The organism is Tumebacillus sp. BK434, from assembly GCF_004340785.1.
Classification (GTDB): Bacteria; Bacillota; Bacilli; order Tumebacillales; family Tumebacillaceae; genus Tumebacillus_A.
Genome location: NZ_SLXS01000008.1, coordinates 52,003 through 73,461, shown reverse-complemented (window position 1 = coordinate 73,461; position 21,459 = coordinate 52,003). Strand labels below are relative to the sequence as shown.

The 21,459-nt window shown below is 54.0% G+C and carries 19 protein-coding genes; 3 read left to right on the top strand and 16 right to left on the bottom strand.

Features of this window, described 5'->3' with window-relative positions:
- Nucleotides 1–85: 85 nt before the first annotated feature.
- The 7 genes from cphA to yabG form a co-directional block, all read right to left on the bottom strand.
- On the bottom strand, nt 86–2,737 hold the full coding sequence (gene cphA, locus EV586_RS17380; RefSeq protein ID WP_132946352.1) for a cyanophycin synthetase: 2,652 nt from the start codon (nt 2,735–2,737) through the stop codon (nt 86–88).
- Nucleotides 2,734–3,582, bottom strand: coding sequence for a cyanophycinase (locus EV586_RS17375; protein WP_132946351.1), 849 nt, complete (start codon nt 3,580–3,582; stop codon nt 2,734–2,736). The genes cphA and EV586_RS17375 overlap by 4 nt, the downstream gene beginning before the upstream one ends.
- 176 nt (nt 3,583–3,758) lie before the next feature.
- Entirely contained in the window at nt 3,759–3,938 is a 180-nt protein-coding gene (locus EV586_RS17370; protein WP_132946350.1) for a small, acid-soluble spore protein, alpha/beta type, read from the bottom strand.
- Nucleotides 3,939–4,076: 138 nt separating this feature from the next.
- On the bottom strand, nt 4,077–6,017 hold the full coding sequence (locus tag EV586_RS17365; protein WP_132946349.1) for a hypothetical protein: 1,941 nt from the start codon (nt 6,015–6,017) through the stop codon (nt 4,077–4,079).
- 46 nt (nt 6,018–6,063) lie between these two features.
- Complete coding sequence (locus tag EV586_RS17360) at nt 6,064–6,522, bottom strand: Panacea domain-containing protein (protein WP_132946348.1); 459 nt, start codon at nt 6,520–6,522, stop codon at nt 6,064–6,066.
- 319 nt (nt 6,523–6,841) lie between these two features.
- Nucleotides 6,842–7,129 carry a biofilm formation stimulator Veg gene (gene veg / locus EV586_RS17355; protein WP_132946347.1) on the bottom strand — a complete coding sequence of 96 codons (288 nt, stop codon included), beginning with the start codon at nt 7,127–7,129 and terminating at the stop codon, nt 6,842–6,844.
- 191 nt (nt 7,130–7,320) lie between these two features.
- Complete coding sequence (gene yabG, locus EV586_RS17350) at nt 7,321–8,181, bottom strand: sporulation peptidase YabG (RefSeq protein ID WP_132946346.1); 861 nt, start codon at nt 8,179–8,181, stop codon at nt 7,321–7,323.
- A gap of 101 nt (nt 8,182–8,282) precedes the next feature.
- Here yabG and EV586_RS17345 point away from each other — a divergent pair, with 101 nt between their 5' ends.
- The gene (locus EV586_RS17345) at nt 8,283–9,083 is read left to right on the top strand and encodes a glycosyltransferase family A protein (protein ID WP_165898682.1); all 801 of its coding nucleotides are present in this window, start codon (nt 8,283–8,285) and stop codon (nt 9,081–9,083) included.
- A gap of 13 nt (nt 9,084–9,096) precedes the next feature.
- On the opposite strand, the gene EV586_RS17340 is transcribed toward EV586_RS17345, so the two are convergent.
- From EV586_RS17340 to EV586_RS17330, 3 genes are all read right to left on the bottom strand, one after another.
- Nucleotides 9,097–11,316, bottom strand: coding sequence for a hypothetical protein (locus EV586_RS17340; RefSeq protein WP_132946344.1), 2,220 nt, complete (start codon nt 11,314–11,316; stop codon nt 9,097–9,099).
- An 85-nt stretch (nt 11,317–11,401) separates the two neighbouring features.
- Nucleotides 11,402–12,334, bottom strand: coding sequence for a DHH family phosphoesterase (locus EV586_RS17335; RefSeq protein ID WP_132946343.1), 933 nt, complete (start codon nt 12,332–12,334; stop codon nt 11,402–11,404).
- Between the two features lie 168 nt (nt 12,335–12,502).
- Nucleotides 12,503–13,435, bottom strand: a complete 933-nt coding sequence (locus EV586_RS17330) for a DMT family transporter (protein WP_132946342.1) — start codon at nt 13,433–13,435, stop codon at nt 12,503–12,505.
- 136 nt (nt 13,436–13,571) lie between these two features.
- Here EV586_RS17330 and EV586_RS17325 point away from each other — a divergent pair, with 136 nt between their 5' ends.
- Together EV586_RS17325 and EV586_RS17320 are read left to right on the top strand one after the other, a co-directional pair.
- Complete coding sequence (locus EV586_RS17325; RefSeq protein WP_132946341.1) at nt 13,572–14,075, top strand: RNA polymerase sigma factor; 504 nt, start codon at nt 13,572–13,574, stop codon at nt 14,073–14,075.
- On the top strand, nt 14,062–15,093 hold the full coding sequence (locus EV586_RS17320) for an anti sigma factor C-terminal domain-containing protein (protein ID WP_132946340.1): 1,032 nt from the start codon (nt 14,062–14,064) through the stop codon (nt 15,091–15,093). Before EV586_RS17325 ends, EV586_RS17320 begins: the two co-directional genes overlap by 14 nt.
- A gap of 32 nt (nt 15,094–15,125) precedes the next feature.
- Here the strand turns inward: EV586_RS17320 and EV586_RS17315 are convergent, their stop codons facing one another.
- The 6 genes from EV586_RS17315 to EV586_RS17290 all read right to left on the bottom strand — a co-directional run bounded on the left by EV586_RS17315 (nt 15,126) and on the right by EV586_RS17290 (nt 21,425).
- Complete coding sequence (locus EV586_RS17315) at nt 15,126–16,241, bottom strand: acyltransferase (RefSeq protein ID WP_132946339.1); 1,116 nt, start codon at nt 16,239–16,241, stop codon at nt 15,126–15,128.
- Between the two features lie 106 nt (nt 16,242–16,347).
- Nucleotides 16,348–17,922, bottom strand: coding sequence for an esterase/lipase family protein (locus EV586_RS17310; protein ID WP_132946338.1), 1,575 nt, complete (start codon nt 17,920–17,922; stop codon nt 16,348–16,350).
- A gap of 241 nt (nt 17,923–18,163) precedes the next feature.
- Nucleotides 18,164–18,643: a ribonuclease H-like YkuK family protein gene (locus EV586_RS17305; RefSeq protein ID WP_132946337.1), complete on the bottom strand. Its 480-nt coding sequence runs from the start codon at nt 18,641–18,643 to the stop codon at nt 18,164–18,166.
- A gap of 73 nt (nt 18,644–18,716) precedes the next feature.
- Nucleotides 18,717–19,583: a 16S rRNA (adenine(1518)-N(6)/adenine(1519)-N(6))-dimethyltransferase RsmA gene (gene rsmA, locus EV586_RS17300; RefSeq protein WP_132946336.1), complete on the bottom strand. Its 867-nt coding sequence runs from the start codon at nt 19,581–19,583 to the stop codon at nt 18,717–18,719.
- Entirely contained in the window at nt 19,580–20,155 is a 576-nt protein-coding gene (gene rnmV, locus EV586_RS17295; protein ID WP_132946335.1) for a ribonuclease M5, read from the bottom strand. Before rnmV ends, rsmA begins: the two co-directional genes overlap by 4 nt.
- A gap of 73 nt (nt 20,156–20,228) precedes the next feature.
- Nucleotides 20,229–21,425, bottom strand: coding sequence for an FtsW/RodA/SpoVE family cell cycle protein (locus EV586_RS17290; protein ID WP_132946334.1), 1,197 nt, complete (start codon nt 21,423–21,425; stop codon nt 20,229–20,231).
- Nucleotides 21,426–21,459 lie beyond the last annotated feature (34 nt).

Sequence of the window (21,459 nt, the reverse complement as noted above, 5' to 3'; positions counted from 1 at the left end):
TTTTGGCTTAGTCTTTCCATGTGATAGGTCATTTTCCTGCCAAACACGGAGAAAAAGCGTAGAAAATACGCTTTTTCCCCGTTCCTTACACCTTCGCGTGTGTTTTGGGCAGCGCCATGTGCGAGACGCTGACCGCTTCGTGACGCTTCAGCACGTCGAGGATCGGCGAGAGCTTTTCGTAGAAGACGACGATCAGCTCCCCGTCTTCCAGCTCCTGCAGGGCCGCTTCCAGCGCGTCGCACTCATTGTGAATGACCCGGCACTCTTTGTCGGGCGTCTCCGCTTCGATCGCCCGCTTGAGCAGCCCTGCGATCTCGCCGCGCGCCCGCCCGCGCAGGTCGATGTCTTCTTTGACGAACAAGCGGTGAAAGCCGGTCGCCGCGACCCGCCCCGACTGGGAGACGATGTCGTTGTTGCGGTCGCCCGGCACTCCGACCACCCCGGTCACGCGGCGGTTCGGCAGGCGTCCGGCCATCTCGCAGATCGCCTGGAAGGAATGCGGGTTGTGCCCGTAGTCGACCAGCACGTAGCCGCGCCCGACCTGATAGAGGTTGACGCGCCCCGGATTGTGCACGTCGCTGCGGAAGCCGGACAGCGCTGCAGCGATTTTTTCACAGGACATCCCGTAGGCGCGGCAGGCGGCGATCGCCGCCATCGCATTGGCGACGTGGAAGTGCGCCGCCCCGAGCATCGTCACCGGAATCGCATCGGCGCGCATCACTTGCCGTGCCGTGTCGCCGGTCGCTTCATAGATCATGCCGTCGCGGTAAAAATAGCCCGTGCCGCCTTCCGAGAGGTGACGGCGCAGCACGCGGGACGTGTCGTCGAGCGAGAAAAAGACGAACTTGCGCCCTCTGCTGTGCCGCTCTTTCATCGTCTTCGGCAGCCGGTTCAAATGCGGGTCGTCGGCGTTGAGGATCACCGTGCCGCCCGGACGGACGCGCTCGGCGATCAGCGTCTTCACGCTGATCAGATCTTCCACCGTGTCGATCCCGTCCTGCCCGAGATGGTCGGGCTGGATGTTGGTGATGATGCCGACGTCCGCATAGTCAAAGCCGAGCCCGGCGCGCACGATCCCGCCCCGCGCCGTCTCCAGCACCGCCACTTCAACGCCCGGATCGCACAGGATGGCGCGGGCGGAGCGTGGGCCGGTCGTATCGCCTTTGGCCACGCATTTGCCGTCGATGTAGATGCCGTCGGTCGAGGTCATGCCGACCGTCTTGCCGGTCGACTGCATCACATGGCCGATCATCCGCGTCGTCGTCGTCTTGCCGTTGGTGCCGGTGATCGAGATCACCGGAATCCGCGTTTTCGCGCCCGGCGGATAAAGCATGTCGACGATCGCTTCCCCGACGTTGCGCGGCTCGCCGGACGACGGCGACTGGTGCATGCGGATGCCCGGCGCCGCGTTGACTTCGATCACCGCCGAGCGGTGCTCGTCAAACGGTGCCGCGATGTCGGGGCAGATAAAATCGATCCCGCAGACATCGAGCCCGACGATGCGCGCGGTGCGCACCGCCACATCGGCGATCGTCGAGTGCAGTTTCCCGGTCACATCGGCCGCCGTGCCACCGGTGGAGAGGTTGGCGCTGTCCCGCAGGAGCACCATCTCGCCCATGTGCGGCACATCGTCGATCGAGCGCCCGTCACGCTTCAGCTGCGCGTTGACCACATCGTCGATGACGATCTTGCTCAGCGCCTTCGCATGACCGTCGCCGCGGCGCGGATCGCGATTCGCTGTCTCGACCAGCTGCCCGATCGTGCTCGCGCCGTCCCCAACCACGTGTGCCGGCACGCGCTCCGAGGCGGCGACGACTTGGCCGCCGACGACCAGAAGGCGGTAATGACGCCCTTCGATGTAGTCTTCGAGGAGCACGCCGTCCGAGTACTCATGGGCGATCGCGAACGCTTTCTGCACTTCCGCTTCCGAGATGAGGTTGATCGAGACGCCTTTGCCCTGATTGCCGTCGAGCGGCTTGACGACGACCGCCCCGCCGAGGTAGCCCAGCAGCTCCACCGCCTCTGCTTCCGAATACGCCACGCCGCCGTGCGGCACGGGGATCGCCGCCATGTCGAGCAGCTGCTTGGTCATCTCTTTGTCGGACGCGATGTCCACGCCTGTGCAGGACGTGTTTTCGGTGATCGTCGCCTGGATTCGCTTCAGATAGCGGCCGGTGCCGAGCTGGACGAGGCTTTTGTCGTTCAGTCGATAATACGGGATGCCGCGCTCTTCCGCCGCTTCGACGATGGCGCGGGTGCTGGGGCCGAGCGCAGTGCGGTCGACCAGCTTTTTCGCCGCCTCCAAGCGCTCCTGCAGCGGGAACGGCACGTCTTCGATCAAGCTTTGCACCAGCTCAAAGGCGGTGCGGAGCAGGCTTTCCATGCCTGCTTCGTTCGGGCACTCGACAACGACGTCATAGACGCCATCATCCGCGTATAAAGTCTGGCCGCGGTTGACCCCGATGCCGATGTGCCGGGAAAGTTCGATGGCCGTGTGTTCGATCACGTGGCCGATATATGTACCGCCGTACAGCCGCTCGACGAAGCCGCCCGGCTCGCCTTTTGCACAATGATGCTGGTGCAGGCCGGGCAAGAGGTGCAGCAGGCGGTCGACAAAACCGGGAAATTCATACGATTCCTTCCCGGCGTTTTCTTCCAGATGTAAGCGCATCACCATGACGGGACGATGCAAATAGAGATTCGGTCCAGGGATGAACCGAATATCCTCGATTTTCATTCGTTGTCCACTCCTCGTGTTGGTTCGGACGTGTTGGCTGTGTCCTGTTGTAGTAGCGGTGCGCGGTCGCGCAGATGAAAGCGGTGACCTTTTGGCAAGATGTGCACCGTGACGCCGCAAAGCGCCAGGTCATCGCCGTGACGCACCTGTTCCAAGTTCGTATACGAGAGCCTTCCCGCGTCGATCACGCTGACGGCGCCGGCCCCGATCACTTCAAACGCCTGACCTTCGACCACGATCGCCGTGTTTTCATCGATGCCAAGGCCTAAGTGGTGCGGGTACTGCGCCACAGCGGAGAACAACCGGCCGTACCGTCCACGCTGGGCGAAATGCTGATCGATCACCACGCCGGGCACAAACTCCATGCCGGGCGCCATGTCCACGACCCCGATCTTCGGATTGGTCTCGCCGATGCCGGACACGATCATCGTGCTCGACATCATCGACGCGCCGGCGCTTGTGCCGGCCAGCACCAATCCGTCTTCAAACCGCTTATGCAAAGCTGCATCCATTCGCGTACCGCCTAGCAGTTTTGTCACACGCACCTGATCACCCCCTGTAAAAAAGACACAGGTGGCGTCCTCCACCGCTTTGATCGCCGAATTCGCATTGGCAGCCTCGCGGGTGGACACGTCAAACATTCGCACATCGGCGACGCCGATCTGGTCGAAGATCTCGATGTAGTCGGCGCCGACTTCAATCGGCAATTCGGTGGCGACCGTCATCACGACGATGCGCGCATGTTTCCCCCCGGCGAGCCGCACGACTTCGCGGAGGATCTCCATATCGCCTTTTTTGTCCTCTGCGCCGCCGATGATGACCAACTTGCCCGGTCGTTTGCTCACGAAGTTTTGCCTCCTTACGTCCCTGTTTGCTGGCACTTGGAAATACTGCTTCAGGTTGACAGTCTTCCCAGAGAAGCGGAACGCTTATTCATCCCTGTTTGCACCCGGTTGAAAAGAACATGGCAAGACCAGGGCCGCAAAAGCCCTGGCCGCTGAACGCCATGCCGGTATGAAGGTTATTGATTGTTGCGCGCCATCGCTTCTTCGGCCAGCTGGATCGCGCGCTTGACCATGTTCCCTGCATCTTTGGCTTTGATGCCGCCCCATCCTTCTTTTTGAACCGTGTCGTAAAAACCGAGCTCTTTGGCCAGCTCATACTTCAGCGATTCGCTCATCACGCCGCGTCTGCGTCCCATGTTCCAATCCCCTCCTTGGCTGTTGTGACGTTCCCTGGTAGTGTGCCCAAAGATGGGATATCTACTACCATTACAGCTCGTTACATGTACCAGATAGTGAATAGGGCAATTCACTGTTTCATAGTGAATTGCCCTAGATTAAAGTATATTTTTTACAGCAGCTACCATAAATCTATGTTTAAGATCTACCATAAACTTTTCATCTGACAAAAACCAAAGTCGATATGCACCTTTTGACTCTTTTATAGATCGAAACAGATAATCGTTATATTTATTTCCAAGAGTCCTAATATCAATTAGGGAATTTTGTTCAAAGCCTATAACAATCCCTTTTTGCGACAGATACAATTGGTGGCCATATATAAGGATAATTAATTTAGCAACACAATAATCGAGCGTGTTTTTGTTATACGGGAAAGAGAAATCGATCGCTCTATAAAGTTTTCTTTGTTTTAAGAACGGATTATCTACAGCTCTATTCCTTACAAAAACATTGAATATCTCACTGGTCATATTCGGTTCAAAATTGGTTGCTAAAAATTTTATTAGGTAACCCGAACACTGATGATGAGATAGTTCTATACTCTTGAGGATTGCCTGCATAATCATAAAAACACTACTTTTCCCCGCTTCATCCTCCATGAGTTTCCACTTTTTTATATGACTTCTCAAAAGTTTCTTTGCAATAGCGTTTTGTGTCTCTTTACCAATTGGGTCTCCTATACTATTTAACAACGAGTTGGAAATTGAGGCCAGTACAATTGGGTCATTTTTTTGAATAGCCCTAAGTATTAAGGACTTATATATCATTATTACTGCGTTCTTCTCAACGAATTTGTTTTCAACCGATAATTCCTCCAGGCTCTGGAGAATTGTACGTAATCCCCCTTGCTCATTGTTGAACAACAAAACAGTTAGCTCATGTAAAGCGTCCATAAAAATCACTCTCAATTCATCAACACGTGGATTAAGGTTCTGAAAAGAGGACACACATTGATGACCCCTCTCAATTTTATGGTTTTTGTAACAAGTCATTATTAGAGAAATGTGTTTATCAAGAATAGAGCGATACAGGTTTTCAAATTTTTCCGGATCTTTTGTATGAAGAACTTCATACAAAACAGTCTCGTGAATAAATCTTAACCGCGGTGTTTCCAAAAGATCTCGAACAACATCCATCCATTTCCCATAATTTGCGTCAAAGACGTTATCGATATTTTTTTCAATACAAAATGCAAGTAATTGATAAATACTTTCTATGTGCGTGTGTAGATCTTCATATATTTCTTTCCTTGCGATCTTAAACCTCACAAACGAGACTGTAAAAAACATGTCATCAATCTTCTTAACAAGATCCTTAAGCATAAGCCTTAAGTTTATACTTCTTAAAAGATCTCTTATTGCTCGAATGAAATAAATAAAAGCAAAAACAGAAAACACTACCCATATACTTATTCTTGCTTCTTCTTGGGAAGAAATCAGCAGACTGCTTGTCCTTCCATACTGTGCTAAGATTCTGTTTAAAAAGAAAGCGAACGGCAGAGAGAGCAGAAAAAAAACAACAAACATAATTAGTGAATTTGTTTTAGATATAATACTACTAGCTGAGGTTGCTTTTTGTTCACGGTAAGTAAAATAGAAGAACGGAATTGCAGCTCCAAAAATGACTAAGAAGGTTTTCGAGGTTGTGTTAATAAAATTTAGGGTTTGAATATCATTTGGGTTCAGGATACCGAGTTTCGTAAAGATCTCAGTATAATACTTCAAGTTGAGGTGCCCATCATAGACAGGAACCCCATTCCATATGATAACAAAAATGGCTACTAGAGTAATTATCCCAATCCATGTTCTTTCCATCAGTAATCTGCTCAGTAATGTGAAAAACAATTGCAGCGTTGCGACCACTTGTAAAAAGAATCCGAGGAAAAGTCGTGTTAATCCATTTATTTTTTCTGTAAAACTCTTTTTCACAACATTTGTCGTCTCAAATTCACGTCGACGTAAATTTAAAATGGAATTGAGGATCAAATAACAAATACCTAGAAATATGAACAAATATATTATTCCAATAAACAACATCAAAACCCCTCCTATTACAATGCATAAAAAACATAGAGAGCAAGATTCACTCGCCCCCTACTAATAGTTTAGAATAATATTCAGCCATGCTTTTGTGTGATATTACTTTATTTGATGGTTCATTTTCTTGTAATGCCTCACGGGCTTCTTTCCAAGGTAGTTCTTGGTGTGTCAGTTGCTCTAAATATCTTCCACTATAGGAGCCGTACACTTCCCAAATTGCATCAATAATCTCTATCTGATCTAACGGCAAAAATACAATATCCCTCTCTTGCGGTATTTCTGAATAACCATATTTGCGATATTCGTAATAAAGTACTGGGCACACAGGTCCATGTACCCAAGCCTCAATCTCCTCATGAAACAAAGGCCTACCTTCTCTCAAGACGAGATGCCAAGCCTGAGCATAATACACCAATTTCTGTAGTTTAAGATGTGTTATTGCTCGATCTGTTCCTGGTGAAGATTTGGTCAAGAGATATCTAGCCACTCTCAGTGCGCTCATACAATCCCCTCCAATCCTCAATGATGAATTCTACATTTAGAATAACCGACTATGACTGATCTTAGAACAGAGTAGGAAATTTACATCTCCTAGTTTAAGGATATATTATGTTTATTGGTATTGTCAAGAAAAGACATCCATATTTTCTTGCATAAATATTAATATAATAAACAAAATTAACACACCCTCATCTGCTCTACCGAAACAGAAGATTATTCCTATTATTAGCCTACTAATTCCTATTTATTTTGAGGTCTCAAATAAAAAAAGCCTTTCACATACCTGTGAAAGGCTTCGGCGGGGTAGAATCCCCATCATTCTATGCTTCTAAGATCCCTTGCGAATAGGTCAGGCGTACATGACCTTCATCGTTGCAGACCATCAATTCAACCGTTTCGGTCAGGATGTCCGCATAGCTGTACGAGACTCGCTTAAAGGAGTTCTCCTGATCTAACTTGATAACAAATACAGAAGGGTATGTCTCTTCGAGAACGCCGGTACGTTCGATGGTTTTGCGGCGTCCGCCATTGGCGCGCAGCAAAATCTTCTCACCAACATGACGGTCAAGGCTGCGCTTAATCTCGTTTAGTGCGTTTTTCGCTGACAACACACACCACCTCTTTCCAAGAACCAGTGTAGCATGTTTGACGAACTTTGTCAAAGAAAGTTAATAATTATATCAGCGCGCCAAAAAAACTGTCAATGGGCTTTACGAAGGAATTACAATCATTTATTTCCAATAAGTTATCAGAAAGTTCGTTCTTCTCCTTGATACTCTAAATTTCTCCTCCTTTCGTTTTAATACGGAGAGCGGGGCAATCCGATGCGGTATTTGCCCCGCGATTCCACGCCGCCGAGCCCGTCGGTGCCGGTGATCGTCGATTTGACGACATCGAAAATGTTCACCGTCTGGTTGATCGGCGTGTAGGCGATCTTTTCGGCGATGAACACCGGGTCGAGGGCGTGGATTAATATGCGGTGCGGCGAGGAGGCAAAATTCGCTCCGGCGTCGAGCAGGGATTCGTAATGCGATTGACAGGCGCCGGCGAAGATGATCAGGTCGTCGAAGGAGCGCTCGTATTTGCGCGCCGCTTTGACCGCCTTGATGAAGTTCTCCGTGTTGCGGTAGTTGAAGACATTCGCCAGATCCTGACCTTTGCGCAGCAGGCCGTCATGGCCGGTCAGGATCAGGATGTCAGGGTGGTACTGTTCGAGAAAGTGGGGCAGAACTTCCGACATGCGGGATTCCGGCACGTGATGGCCGATCGCCGGGATGCGGAGTTCCTCGTAGAACATCAGGCATTTTTCCAGGTAGGAACCGTCTCCGTCTAAATGCAGAACCCGTCCCGGCTTCTCAAAAAAATCGTGGTTGTCGCGAAACTTTATGTCAGAGCGCATCAGCCGCTTTTCCTCCTCGATCATGCGGCGGGAGCGGATCAGGCGCAGCACGTCATCCTCTTCGCGGGTGTAGCCGGCGACGTAGTCCTGCAGCTCTTTGTCGCTGAGCTTCTCCAGGTCGCTGCAGGGAGCATCTGCGAGCAGGCGCACTTCGACGCCTTTGAGCACGGCCGACTGGCCGATTCTGTCCAGCTCGACGATGTGAAAGCAGATGTCTTTTCCATAGGACTTCCGCGCGACGAGGTCGCCAACTTTCCACATGGCAGCTCCTCCTTTCGCCGTATTTTATGAACGGGGAAAGGCTTTGGTCACTTGTCAGGGGTTTTTCTGCATATCATGACGGAAACGGGAGGTGAATGCTTGTGTATGCCGTGATACCGGCTCGCAATGTGAGCAAGCGCATCGGGGTGGCGATCCAGACGGTCCGCTTCGCCGGGGCTGAGAAGATCATCGTCGTCGCCAACGGCTGCGAGGACAGCACGCTGCAGGAGGCACGGGCGCTGCGGGAAGCCGATCTGACGGTGATCTGCTTTCGCGAGCCGCTCGGCTTCGACGTCCCGCGCGCGGTGGGCGCGGCGTATGCGTACAGACAAGGGGCGGAGCACGTGCTGTTTTACGACGGCGACCTGATCGGGCATCACCGCCATGAGCTACAGAAGCTCGTGGCCGATACGGTGCGCTTCCGGCTCGACCTGAGCCTGACCGACACCTACGGCACGGCACATCGGCTGGATGTAACGCGCAACCCGCTCCTGCGCCTGAGAAGCTCGCTCAACCGCAAGCTGGGCCTCGAGCCCCGCCTCGGCCTCAGCAGCCCCTCCCACGGCCCCCATATCGTCTCTCGCCGCCTCCTTCGCGACATCCCCGCCCACTACCTCGCCATCCCGCCCTTAGTCCTCGCCTACGCCCGGCAAGAGGGTCTGACAGTGGATGCTCTGGCACACATCCCGCACTCAAGATTAGGATCGGCTCACAAGGAGCCTGCGCACTTCGACAAGATCCGCGAAACGATCATCGGCGATCTGCTGGAGGCGCATTGCCTGCTGGAGGGAAGAGTGCGGACCCGGGAGTATCGGGGACACGTGTTCGACGGGTATCACTCGGAGCGGAGGTTTGATCTGTTGGATCGGTTTTTGAACCGGCTGGTAAAGGACACCAAGTAAAAAACGCCACCGATCATGCGTCGATGGCGTTTTTCTTTTCGGGGATAATCTTTTGAATGGCTGCGTCCAGTTCACTCATATCGTTTGCTCTGACTAAAATCAAATGCACAAACCCTTCCAATTCCTCCAACTCCAATCGAGATGAAAGATCAAAGGTATACTCTTGTACAAACCACACCAATAAAGCATGATTCTGTTTTGACGTTTCAAAGTTGAGCATTCGTAAACTGCGTATCAGCTTAGAAACCACGTTACGAACCAAGTTGCTGTTTAGCTTCCCATACTTAATTTCAAAGATAAGTTGAGGTTCACTCTTCTCAATCGTAGTTGCTATAAAATCCGCAGCTAAATCCTTCACACGTTTTACTGCATAGCCGATTGGATTTAGAACCTTGCGCAAATGATGTTCAGCCATAAGTTCCGCCAATTTCCCGATCAAACGGTTAATCGCAAATATCCCTTCATATTTTAATTCCTCAGTACTGACGGGACGGGAAGACGTATCCAAAGCGCTTTTGATTGCTAAGACCTTGTGCAACATAGATCGTTCATTTTCTGAAAACACACCATGCGACATCGCCTGGGAAACTCCACAGTCTAGCTGACGAAAGCAAAAAGAATCGAGTTCATGAAAGCGCTTATAAAACGTATCCGCTTCTGCAGCCACATGAACAGGCATTTCTTGCAACTCTACATCCTGTATTTGCTCACTAAATGAGTCAAATGCCTGATTCCAATGATACTTATTGGGTTCCTCCCTCTCAACCAGCAGCCTTTCTGAGATCAGATGCTCTAATAAGTTGCTGCAGAGGAAATTTAGATACTCCCTGCTCCCGTTCGGAGTGACACTATCCGCGTAATCACGCACGTAATCATAGATGCTCTCTTTGCTAAAAGGCTTTGTATCAAAAGAAAACATGCGCTGCACCCAAATATAGAGCTGTGAGATATAAAAATCGTTGACCGCGCGCTTTTCCGGGAATATTTGGAGCATCGTCTCTACAATGCTCTCGATCGAAGCGAGCACCCGAGCACGGAAACGCCACGATTGTATGGGCTGCTCCGACGCAGGCTCCAGCCGAATCACCGCCTTCTCGCCTTCCCATTCAAGATCCTGACGGATTAGATTGATAAATTTGCGCAACGAACGATTTGAAGCCAAGATCTTCGCATCTACATACTGCATAGCCGCCTCAGACAACACGCCATCTTGGTTGACGACGAGATTCTCAAAAAAAGCGCGGAACGTCTCCGGAGAATGCAACGGTACATGATAGGACTTGGAGAACAATGTCGCCACGATCGGATCGTCTTCCATCGCCGAGTTGTGAAATCTGTAAAACAATTGCTGCCCGCTCAAAATCAGATAGCTGGCCTTGCCCGATAGCATAAACGGTTTCAGAATCGAAAGAACATCTTTCACATCCCCGTCATTAATCTTATCGAACTCATCAAAGACATAAACCAGTTCAATCCCTCTCTTCTGCAGTTCCCGCTGCATTTCGTGCAAGCGGTATTCGGCGATCTCGTCATCGTAGAGGGACTTGATATCACGACTTTTCGATTTGCTCAAGGTACGTTTCGTGGAATTTTTGAGCGTCGCGGTCTTCAACATCCCGTACACTCCAAATAACAAGATGGCAAACGGCGATAAAAACTGCAGCCAGGGATTCGTGCTGTTCGTAACCATTTCGATCGTCAAAGGAGTTGCCAAAGAAAGGCCAGCCCAAACACTGAACACCGTCACCAATTGCCCAATTTTTGTGAGATCCAACTCCAAATCAACACTTGTCGCGTTCTCCATCGCGGAACCCAATTTGGAAGAGTCGGTAACATCATGAAATGTACGCTCAAACAACAATTTCATATTTTCCCATATCCAGACCGGGATCTTCTGCTTGACAGTTTTGTTCTTATCGATTTCCGACACTGTATTGCGTATGATCGTGCGCAGCCACTTGTCGTCTTTTCGCATGATGTTGACAGGAACGAAGACCAGGCATCGGTCAGTTACTGAGCTCATTACTCGTTCCTGCACGGCGTTTGTAAAAGAAGATTTGCCTGCGCCGCGATAACCGGAGATCAGATACGAAGCTGTTGGACCTTTCAAAAGGTCGTAGGCGAGCCTTTCGATGTCCGCTTTCAAATCATTATAGAGAATCGGGCTTGGCTCTTGTTGCGCCGCATCCAGCGGTGCGTCGATCAGTTTCGAGTGGTCGATAGTCAGCTTCATGAAACTTCCCCTTTTGTAAGGAACTTGAAGTTACTGCATAATTAGTATATAAAAAAGACCTGTCCTTGGACAGGTCTTCTTCGATTTAACCAAGCAACTCTTCAAACCGCTTTACAATATTCTTCAGCAGCACGTCCAACTCGCCTTTTGCCCGGTACCCGCCGAACAGCGCGTAGCCCCAGGCGGTGCCTTGGTTCATGCCGGGCATGGTGCGGAACAGTTCGGCGGCGTCGAGGTGGTGCTTTTCGGCGAGCTCTTGGCGGAGGTACATGCGGATCTCCACCTCAGCGCCTTTGGCAAACCCGACCACCGAGACGTCGGCGCCCAGATCAAACAAGGCGCGGGCGGCAAAAGTCGGGATGTTGGCGTCGATCCGCGTCACGAGGACGTGATAGCCGCCAAACGTGTATTTTTTGGCATCGAGCGCAGCTTGGCAGATCGCGCCGCGGTCGTTGCGCTCGTCGACGATGTACAGGCGCTGCACCTCTTCGTAGGTCAGCCCGCACAGCTCCAGAATCTCGCCAAACGCGCGAAATGCTTCCGGGTCGCCTTTGTGAAAGTTGATCGTGTCGGTCATGATCCCTGCCGCCAGCGCCATGCCGATCGCGCGGTCGAACGGGGCGTTCAGCTCCCGCAGCAGGCGGTAGATCAGCTGGCAGGTCGAAGAAACCGGGTCGTACAAGCCGCCCTGCGCCAGCTCCTGCAGCGTGTTGATCGGGTGGTGGTCGATGAACCAGAAGCGCTCTGGCATCGACTTCCCGAGCTGCACCGCTGCGGCCGCATCGACGACCACGACGTTCTCATACTTGCCCGGGTCCGGGCCGATGAGGATGTTGATCTGCAACTCCTCAAGCAATTTGTGCGTATGCGTCGCCACCGCTTGCGGGACGCCGATCTCGGCGCCGATGAAGCGCGACAAAGCATAGGCCGCCCCGACGGCGTCGCTGTCGGCCTGGTCATGGCAGAGCACGAGATTCTGCCCGCCTTTCATTTTGGCGATCGTCTCCGAAAACTTCATGAAACAGTTGCACCATCCTAGATACGAACCCCTTCCGGGTTCGCTTGCTCAAATCTCTTGTAAACCGTTGCCAATCACGCTCAATTACAGATTGCAACATTATTATATAGGATATGAGTCTGTGAAGGAAACGGTTCATCGCTTATCATAACCAACTCCCGCCACAATTTACACATTTTCACGCACGGACGCATGTTTTCGTTGTGCCGGCGAGGAGGTGGTGATCAAAACGCCCGAGACGGTCAGCACCACACCTGCCGCATGCGCCCATGTCACCTGCTCCCCGTACAGGAGGACGGCGATCGTCGTCGCGCAGATCGGCACAAGGTTGACATAGGCGCTCGTCTTCGAGGCTCCGATGCGCTGGATGCCGATGTTCCAGATCACAAAGGCGATCACCGATGCAAACACCGCCATGTACACCAGCTCCGCCACCGACTGCAAAGACAGCCCGGACACTTGCCCCCAGCCGCCTTCGAACAGCGACCCGATGAACAGCCCGACGGTGCCGACAATCATCGTCACGGTGGTCACAAACAAGGACGACATGCCTTTCATGATCACTTTGCCGGCCGCCGAGTAGATCGACCAGCTCGCCACCGCGCCGAGCAGCATGATGTCTCCGCTGTTAAACGACATCGTGCGGATCGTCTCCCAAGACCCGCCGGTGATCACGACGAGCAGCCCGATCAATGACAATGCCATCCCGACGCCCAGCCGTCTGCTCCACGCCTCGCCGAGAAAGATCACCGCCGCCAGCGTCGTCGACACCGGGTTCATCGCCACGACCAGCGAACCGTTGGCGGCCGACGTGAACTGCAAGCCCAGAAAGAAAAATGCATTATAGCCCAAGATCCCTGTCAGCGACAGCAGCAGGAGCCCTTTCCAGCGCTCCTTGAGCAGTTTGAAATCCCAGCCCTTTTTATACGTCAGCCACACCGCCAAGATCAGCCCGGCCAGCCCAAAGCGCAGCGTCGCCGTCAGAAACGGCGGAATCTCCGTCAACACATGCTTCCCCGACCCAAACGCCCCGCCCCAAAACAGCGGCACCAGCAACAGCAGCAGATAGATGCCGCGCGGACTTCCCTTTTGCTCTCCCATGATCCTTCGTCTCCTATCCAGCTGCTGGATTATTTCGTCTTCCGTAATAGTTTTGAATATTATTATAGCATGGTGTGTTACCTTTTGGATGCACAGACGTGTTCTAGATAGAGAAGCGCCGGAAAGGAGAAAAGGTGTGGATTATGATGATCTGGATCAATTGCTCATCGACAAGGGCAAGATGATCTTCCGCTATCTGATGAAGCTGGGAGTGAGCCGGGTGGACGCCGAGGACATCGTGCAGGAAACGCTGGTCAAAGCCCTGCAGGTGCTCGACGACATCGCCGTCGACAAGTTCACGCCCTGGCTGTTTCGCGTGGCCTTCAACACCCACATCGACCACCTGCGCAAGAAAAAGCGGCGCGGCGAGCTGCCCTTGGAGTCGGTCTCCTTGATCACGCAACAGACGCTGGACGACGCGGTGCTGACCCGTGAACTGCAGGACGAAATCCAAAGCGTCTTTGACAGCTTACACCCCGCCTACAGCCATATGCTCTTGCTCAAATACGAATACGGACTGTCCCACCGCGAGATTGCCACCGTGCTCGGCCTCAAGGAAGAAAACGTCAAAGTCTCAATGTTCCGGGCGAGGAATCGTTTCCGGGAAGCATACGGGAGGTTGAACCATGAACGAACATGAAGAATACGCTTTCGATCTCGACGATCTCGACGACAGAGCCATGTCCGGTCTGCTGAAAAAAGCGAAGCGGAAAAACACGCTGCGCACGGCGATGATTTCGGCAGGTGTCACGTTGTTGATGGTGGTGGGCGGCTTTTTCGGTTACGTCCAGCTCGACTCCTACAACCGCGACCGCACCTTTTTTGATCTGGAGACGATCACGGCGATCACCCAGCCCAACGTGGAGCATTTGCTGCAGTCCCCCGCTCCGGTCAATGCCGGACTTTTGCACAACGGGCTCTCCGTGCAGACCTACAAAATCATCGAAGGCATCCCGGTGCGCTGGGAGACGCAGATCTATGAGTACTCGCTCTGGGGTTCGTTCCAGCAGTTGAATCGGGCGGGTTCGATCACGCTGGAAGAAGGCCAGTCGGAGATCAACGCCACCTACAATCCGCAGACGTTTCAGCGCGAACTGGAGTTTTTCCTGCCGTTTCTGTCCTACAAAGAATACGCAGACGACCTGCCATTGCTCGCCCACATGGAAGGCCAGGCGGCCGAGTTGGCCTTGTCGTTCGACAAGCCCTATTCGTCCGCGGAGATCGAAAAAATGCTCCCCGCAGGCGTGCATCCGCAGTGGTACTGGGTCGACGCCTACTACGACAAAACGGCACTCCTTCCGCACGAGATCGAAGTCAACGTCAAACGCCCGGACGGCAGCGTCTTCAAAGTCCCGCAGACGGTGCGTACCGATTCTCCTGAACAGGCCCGCTCCGTGTATGGGTTCGACGCCCGCTCCGGCCAAACAGAAGAGAGTTTCCTGCAAGCGGTAGAGCGCGGGCTGTCGATCAACAAGATGCACCATGACGAATTCGCGCGCATCTACAACTACCTCCGCGGCGACAAAGTAAAGCCGACGCCTGCCGATGTCAAAATCCTCGGCGTTGTCGTCACCGGCACCGCCGAAGCTTTGCAGCAGCTGCAAGGCGCCTCTTACCTGAAAGCGTCCGTCCTCGGCGTCACGGTGGATGTGCCTTAAAGAATACAAAAGGCGACCCCTTCAGGTCGCCGTTACTTATCTCTTACTCCCACCACCACTTTTCCAAGCGGTGTTTTCGCGAGCAGCATGGTGGCCAAAATGGACACCGCCGCACAGAGCAGCGCCGCGATCACGGTGCGCAAGGTGACATTGTATCCGGCCAGCAGGCCGTCGGTGAGGAAGTAGGTCTGGCGGAGCACGTAGGCGTGCATCAGGTAGGCGCCAAACGAATAGCGCCCGATCACAGCCGCCCATCTGCTTGTGCCAACTCGCATGGCCAGCAGGTACAACGCCAGGATCGACACGATCAAAAACACGGCCATCCACGGCCGGAGCAGGAACAGGTAGTCAAAATTCACGCGGAACGCAGGCTCGTACTGATACATCCCGATCACCCGGTACGCAAAATAGGCAAACATCCCGGCAAAGACGGCCCAGATCGCCGTCCGGTACTTGGTCAAAAACGCCCGCCAATGCGTCAGCGCCAACCCGGTCACCGCGCCCATCGCGAAGTAGTACACAAAATACAGCGCATTGCGGTCGGCAAACTTCGTAAACAGCGGCGTCAGCACCGGCACGTTCCACGCCTCCATCAGGACGTTCAGCGGCCAGACCAGCGTCATCAGATACACATACAGCCCCGCCGACAAGGTCAGAACAGCATACACCTGCCAGCGCGCCTTCAGCAGCCCCCGGAGCCAGACAAACGCCCGGCGCAGCAGCGGGAAGAGCAGGTAGAACTGAAAGATCATCACCACATACCACAGATGATACGAAGCCTTGCCCGTCACCGCCAGCCGCACGAACTCCCACACGGCCGACACGTCCGGATGGTTCCAGACGTGGTACATCAAGAAATAAAACCCCGTCCAGACCAGATACGGCACGATGATATCCCGAAATCGCTTCCAGACAAAATCCCCGTAGCGCAGCGGCCCGTCATAGTTATAAAACAGCACCAGTCCCGTAATAAACACAAACAGCGGCACCGCAAATTTTACCGCCAACAGCAACAGCCCGATCGCCACGCCATCCGCCGGCGTCATCCCCGGATCGAACGTGTAATGGGCGATCGCATGCTGCACCACCACCGCCAGAAAGGCGAGCGCGCGCAGCAGTTCGATCTCTTCGATCTTCGCTTTTCTCATGGGTTGTTCATCTTTTCCAAATTCGCCTCCATCTGCACATTCTACCCCAAAACAGCAAAAAAAGGCGACCTGCTCAGGCCGCCTTTTCAAGTCGTATGATGCCAGCTTACAGTTTGCCGTTCTCGTCGAGCACCGCGAAGTTGTAGTTCACCGAGCGGGTGAAGGATTCGCCGTTCGCATTGACGCCATCCACGTCAAACGAAACGTTGTACACGCCCGGTTCGGTCGGCGCGGTGAAGGAGGAAGCCAGCGTGCCGTCGCTGTTCACGGTCAGCGCCACGTCTTGCGCGGACTGCTTGCCGGATTTGCTCAACTTGGCTTTTTTCGCTTTCTTGTCCGCTTTGCCGCCTTGGAGTGCTACGTTCAGGTCGACTTTCTCGCCCTTCTTGAACACTTTCTTCGCCGCTTTCACGTCCGCTTTCGTGCCGCCGTCCACTACGGCCAGCATGAAGTAGGCGTCGGAGTCGCCTTCGGTCACCAGCGACCACGTGCCCGCTTCGCCGCTTACCGCAAAGGTGTTGTGCACCGCATCGGCAAACAAGACCGCATCATCCTGATGCGCCTTGCCGGTGGTCGGGAAGTACTCTTTGCCGGACGGGGAGACCAGCTTGACTTGGGTCGCCGACTTGGAGGTCATCACGTCGATCGCCGCTTTCGTGCCGCTTTCCATCGTGAAGGTGTCGATCGCCTGACCGTTGACCGCGCCGCCGCGCAGGATGTTCGTCGAGCTCTCATCCACCGATTTTTTCGCCATGTACGAGGTCGTGGTCGCTGCCAACGCGCTGCCCGACACGCCGTAGTAGTTGGTCGTGGTCAGCTTCGGACGCACTTGCCACCAAGTCTTCGAAGCCTGGCGCATCTTGGTGTGCGACAGGCGCTCCGATCCGTTGTCGGTGAAGCCGTAGTAGCCGTTCGGCAAGCCAAACGCCGAGTAGATCGCCACCGCACCGTCATCTTCATCCGGCAGGAAGGCACGGGAGTAGAACGTCGAGGAGAAGAGGCCATCATCGCCCGTACCGCCCGACATGTAGGTGCGGGTGTAGTTGTTTTCCGCACGGCCGTCTGTCACCGAGCGGAAGTAGGACATGTAAGACGTCTGCAGCGAGTACACCGCATCATCCTTCTGACCCATGATCGACGCCAGCCAGGACGTCCAGGTGCTGTACGCCATGTCGGCCAGTTCCGAACCGCGGTTCGGCGTCGACAGCTGATGCACCACGTTGACATACGGATAAGCGCCGTAGTGAACGAGCGCCGTCTGCGTGTCGATCCCGCCTTTGGAGTGGACGACGAGGTTCAGCTTGGAAACGCCGTAGTAGTTTTTCACTTTCGTGATCAGGCCGGACAACAGGTAGCCGTTGTCCCACATGTTGCGCCCGGTGCCGTCCGCGTCGTGCAGCTGCACAAACGCCGTGCGGTAGCCTGCATTGTAAGCGGCATCATAGTAGCCGTCCGAGTTGTACCAAGTCGTGTAGTCCGAGTGCAGACCTTGCACGAACAGGATGACCGGCTTGTTGTAGTCCACGTTCGGCGGCGTTGCACCCACATACCAGTCGCCTGCTTTCGCGGCGCCGTCATTTTTCAAAGTCGGTGCCGGTGCTGCTGCCAGCGCAGCCTGCGGTGCGACGAGCGTTGCGAGTACGGCCGCCGCTGTTACAATTTTTGTAATTTTGTTTCCCATAAATTAACACACCCCTGACCCGATAAAATTATTATTTATAACATATTTCTACTTTATCACAATCAACAGGTAAGTAAATATAGAATTTTATAAATCATTGTAAAATTCTAGATGCCAATCGATCAGTTTGCTGCACAAAAAACCTCTGCTCCGATGGTCTGAGCAGAGGTTTTGCGTCATATGGATAGGATACGCGACACATCAGACAAGAACCGACAAAAAAAGCACCCATTGGGTGCTTTTAGATCCGTGTGTACCGGTCCGCGACTTTCGAGGCGACGAACGAATCGGGCTTGATGCGCGCTTCGTACCCGCTGCCTTCCACCCAGCCGACCAGCTCTTTGATCAGAGGTTCGGTCGCACCATTTTGTCCGACATCGAGATGCACTTCGAGGTTCTGCACGAGCTTTTCATCATGGAGCAGCTCCCGCAGTTCGCCGCAGAGCAGCAGCGACAAGGACGCTTCGGTAAACATGCGCTGTCTCATGTTTTTCACCAGCGGCCGGATGCGCCGGTGAAAATAGTATCGGGCTCCTTTGCCGACCCGATGCACGATCAGCGCCGTGACAAACGTGGTTTTGAGGCGCGATTCTTTATTCTGCGAATCGGAGCCGATGATGATCTTGTAGTCTTCCTGCGGCTCTTCCGCAATAAAGTCGAGCATATCTTGGGCGACCCGCGCCAACGTGAGTTTTCCTTTGGTCGGATTTACAAAGTCCATGAGGTCTCACCGCCTTCTGGTGTTAGTTTATTCGGCGGTGAGAGGAATCATGTAGACGGGCGCCCATCTGTCCTCAAGAAATTACTAACTCATCTGCCAATCTTGCGTATTCCTCCAGAGACAGCGTCTCCCCGCGGCGCGACGGTTCGATGCCGGCGCGCTCCAGTGCGGTCAGGATGCTGTCTTTGTCGCGCTTCGGCTGCAAGTTGTTCTGCAGGTTGTTGAGCAGCGTTTTGCGGCGCTGGGCGAAGGACGCTTTGACGAGGTGGAAAAACAGCTTTTCGTCCTGCACCGACACCGCCGGCGCTTTGCGCACTTTCAGCTTGATGACGGTCGACTCCACGTTCGGGGCCGGCATGAACGACGACTCCGGCACGCGGGTGACCAGCTCCGGCTCGGTGTAGTACTGCACGGCGATGGAAAGCGTGCCATAGTCTTTGCCGCCCGGTTTTGCCGCCATGCGCTCGGCGACTTCGCGCTGCACCATGACCACGATGTGGCGCAGAGGCAGGCGCTCTTCGAGCAGCTTCATCACGATCGGCGTCGTGACATAGTAGGGCAGGTTGGCGACGACGGAGACTTCCATGCCGGAGAACCACTGTGCAAACAGCGCGTGCAGATCGGCCTCCAGCACGTCGGCGTGATGCACGTGGACGTTGTCATAGTCGGACAAGGTCTCCTCCAGCACGGAGAGCAGACGGTTGTCCTTCTCCACAGCGACGACTTGGCGGGCGTTTTCGCAGAGCTCCTGGGTCAACGTGCCGATGCCCGGTCCGATCTCCAGCGCACCGTTTTGTTCGTCGAGTTCGGCGGCGGTGACGATTTTGTCGAGGATGTTGCCGTCGATAAGGAAGTTTTGGCCGAGCGATTTTTTAAAAGAAAAGCCGTGCCGGGTCACCACATCGCGGGTGACAGACGGCAGGACGAGGCGTTTGGTCATGTTCTGCGTTCTCCTCCTTGAAGTTGAAACGAGGGTTCGATTTCCTGGTAGACCTGCTCAAATTCCTCGCGCGAAACGCCGAGCATGTTGAGCTTCTTCCATAAGGTCTTGGCATTGCCGTAGCCGATGCCGAGCTTGTCTCCGATGTATTGTCTCCGCGCGGCCGCCCGCGGATGTGCGGTCAGCCCGTATTCGGTCATCTCCTGCCAGGAAAATTCCGGCTCGACGCCCGTCCAGTCGGTGCGCACCGCATCGAGCGCGCGGCGGATCGAGTCCGGCTTGGCGTTTTCGATGCCGATGTCGCCGTCTTTGGCGGTCGCTTCCTCGCGCGGCAAAAAGGCGTGTTTGCAGCCCGGCACGCGGCGCGAAACGATGCGGCGGATGCGTTCGCCGGCGTAATCCGGGTCGGTGAAGATGATCACGCCGCGCTCTTTGGCGGCGCGCTCGACGGTGCGCAGAAACGTTTCGTTCACTGCCGAGCCGCCTGAGATCAGGCAGTCGGCGGTGACGGCCGCGTCGATCGCCTGTTTGTCGTGGTAGCCTTCGACGACGATCACTTCCTTGATTCTCATCCTTTTCCATCCCTTCAGTGTTTGAAAAAAGCGAGTCCCGTCATGGAACTCGCAGGGTGTGTTTCGTTGGAAGCTAGTTGTTGCTGAAGCTCAATTTCCGTCTGCGGAAGCCGACGTTGAGCACGATGCCGAGCAGCATGAAGTTGACCAGCACCGAGGAGCCGCCGTACGAGATAAACGGCAAGGTGACTCCGGTCATCGGCATCAGTTGCAGGGACATCCCGATGTTTTCGAAGATCTGGAACGTAAACATCCCGGCGACCATCGCGCAGATGTACAAGCCCGTGCGGTCTTTCGCTGCGAACCCGTTCATCACGATCCGGTAGAGCAGCAGGAAGAACAGGAAGATCAGCGCCACGGCACCGACAAAACCCAGCTCTTCGCCGATCGCGGTAAAAATAAAGTCGGTGTGCTGCGCAGGCACCCAGTTGCCTTGCGTCTGCGAGCCTTGGTAGAGCCCTTTGCCAAACATCATCCCCGAGCCGATGGCGACTTTCGCTTGATAGACTTGATAGCCATCTCCGGCAAGGTCTTCCTCCGGGTGGATGAACGAGTAAAAGCGGCCGTATTGGTGTGTTTCGAGCAGGCCTTTGTCGACGAGCACGTCGAGGCCTTTGAGGAACTGATCCGGGTAGGCCATGGTCGCGGTGAAGAACAGCCCCACCAGCAGGCCGACGGTAAGGAACATCGACCAGAACCATTTTTTCGGCAAGTGCACGAACAGGGCAGTGCCGATGACCGCCATCAGCATCATCGTCTGGCCGAGGTCCGGCTCGATGATGATCAGGCCGATGCCCAAGATCGTCGCCGCGGCGAGCAGGATGTAGCCGCGCAGCGGGTCGGGCACGTTGCCGTTCTCATCTTCCTGTTCGTTGGCCAGGTATTTGGCCATCATCAGGATGAACACGATCTTGAAAAACTCGGACGGCTGCAAGTTAAAGCCGCCGGGCAGCGGAATCCAGCCGTACGCGCCCGTCTCCACCGCAACAGCCGGAAACAGAAAGACGACGCCCAGCAGCACGATGACCGCCCAATACCCATATTCCACATAGCGGATCAAAAAGCGGTAGTCGGTGCGGATCAGGAAGATCATCGTGACAAATCCGACCGCCATGAAGACGCCCTGTTTGAGGACGAACGACTGACTGCCGCCGTCAAACGACCGCGTGGCACTGGAGATCGCAAGCAGTCCTGCACAGCAGATGGCGATGATGACAAAGATCAAAAATATATCCAGGTCTTTCAACCAGCGCAATCGATTATTGCTCATCGGGCTTACCTCTCCCACTTAGAATCTTGACAAG